Raw genomic sequence first — 1,748 nt, 5'->3', positions numbered from 1 at the left:
CCACCCAGTTGCAGTCATCAGCGGGCTCGAGGCTGGATCCCGAAAGCCGCCCGGCGGCTCTTGGTGGAAGCAGACGTTCATTTCTCTGATCGGGAAAGACTGGGTCTGGATCGAGATCTGCAGAAGCTAAGCAGCTAATCGGCCGACTATCGGCTTACCCTCGCTGAATGCCCGCCAATCACCTAGGTCGCTTTTTGCACAATGATCTGGTAACACTTACAAGCGATTGTAAGCTCCGTGATAGGGCGGTCCGTCCCAGTTTGCGGCTCAGTCTTAAAGCGAGCAGGATCGACAGCCGATGTTTTCACTTTTTCTTCTGGCAGCTGTACCCGCAGGTGAAACCTTCGCTTGCACACCGGTTGCCGTGTGGGATGGAGACGGGCCAGTCTGGTGCGATGAAGGGCCACGGATCCGGCTGGCTGGCATCGCAGCGCGTGAGATCGACGGTACCTGCAACGCGGGTCACCCTTGCCCCAATGCAAGCGCTATCGATGCACGCGACGCGCTGGTTCGTCTCGTGGGTGAGCCCACCGGGATTGGTCCACATGGCCACGTCACCGTTCGTGGCCCGACGATGCGGTGCCTCTCGGACGGGTCAGGCGTTAGCAATCGCACTGCGGCCTGGTGCACATCTCCCAAGGGAGGTGATTTGTCGTGCGCTATGGTTGCATCGAAGATGGCTGCGAAGTGGGGCCGATATTGGAGGGGGCACGTCTGCAGATGAAAGAATGGGGTCACGATGACGAGCGTTTATCGGTCGGAATGAGGATCGAGGCTATTGTCCTTTCGATAGCATGGATCCTCACGTTGCTGGTTGCCATCTTCGTAGTTGTCGGAACCAGTTCAGCTGATGCACATCCGGGTGGCCTTGCAGCACATGGATGCCACAACGACAGAAAGAATGGCGGAAGGCATTGTCATTGAGGCCCTAACGCAGGTCAGTCGGCCGAGCGTTACAGTGACGGCGGCGACTATTACCCCAATTGCGCTGCAGTGCGAGCAGCAGGTGCTGCACCGCTCTATCGCGGCCAACCGGGATATGGCCGTCATCTCGACAGGGATAATGATGGGAAGGCCTGCGAACAGGATGCATGCCATGATCTTGCGGCCATTCGGGAGTTACTTAAGGCGAAACTGATGGCGGTGACGCGCGAGCATGAAATCTGGGCCATGGCACTTTGGGTGGAGAAGCACCACGAAGCGAATGGCCATGACTTTATCGCCGATCGCATTGTCTCACTCGAAACCGAGGGCGAGCCGGAGGGTGCTGCGTTATGGCGAGCGGTGGAAAGCCGTTATTCGCAGCTGAGAACGGCTCGTATCCCCATTCATGGTCAGCCAGACACACAGCCGAATTAGGGCTATCCTACGCAGAACATAATGTGAACATTAGGGCATCCAAGCGAATCGGAGGCTTTCATGTTGATACTCGATCCGGTAGGCATCGCTGCCCTCGCGGCGCTCGTTACCGCAATCTCTGCGCTCATATGGTCTGTCAGGCGCAAGCCTTAACGCCAAGAGGCTGCCTGTTACTTGGTTACTTCCGCGCCCACCAGATATGCAGACACAGAACTGCAGAACCTCAACTCTGAGGTCAGAGTGAAGGTTGGGTAGCAGTGCACCTTGCGTCAGACTCTACCAAAAAGCGGTCACATTGCAGGGGGGAACGTCAAATTCCATTTCATCGAACAGCGATATGGGTCGGAGAATTTGCTCGTTGCCGAAGTAGTCGGATTCATGGCGACCTA

The 1,748-nt window shown here is 56.8% G+C and carries 2 protein-coding genes; both read left to right on the top strand.

What is annotated here, in order from left to right:
* The first annotated feature begins 720 nt into the window (after positions 1-720).
* The gene (locus IP79_RS15930; protein WP_420705634.1) at positions 721-924 is read left to right on the top strand and encodes a YHYH domain-containing protein; all 204 of its coding nucleotides are present in this window, start codon (positions 721-723) and stop codon (positions 922-924) included.
* A gap of 213 nt (positions 925-1,137) precedes the next feature.
* Positions 1,138-1,359 carry a DUF6961 family protein gene (locus IP79_RS15125; RefSeq protein ID WP_054120148.1) on the top strand — a complete coding sequence of 74 codons (222 nt, stop codon included), beginning with the start codon at positions 1,138-1,140 and terminating at the stop codon, positions 1,357-1,359.
* The last annotated feature ends 389 nt before the right edge of the window (positions 1,360-1,748 follow it).

Origin of the sequence: Porphyrobacter sp. AAP60, assembly GCF_001296025.1 — a bacterium.
Lineage (GTDB): Bacteria > Pseudomonadota > Alphaproteobacteria > Sphingomonadales > Sphingomonadaceae > Erythrobacter.
The sequence above is the reverse complement of the archived record's forward strand: the minus strand, read 5'-3'. Positions and strand labels throughout refer to the sequence as shown.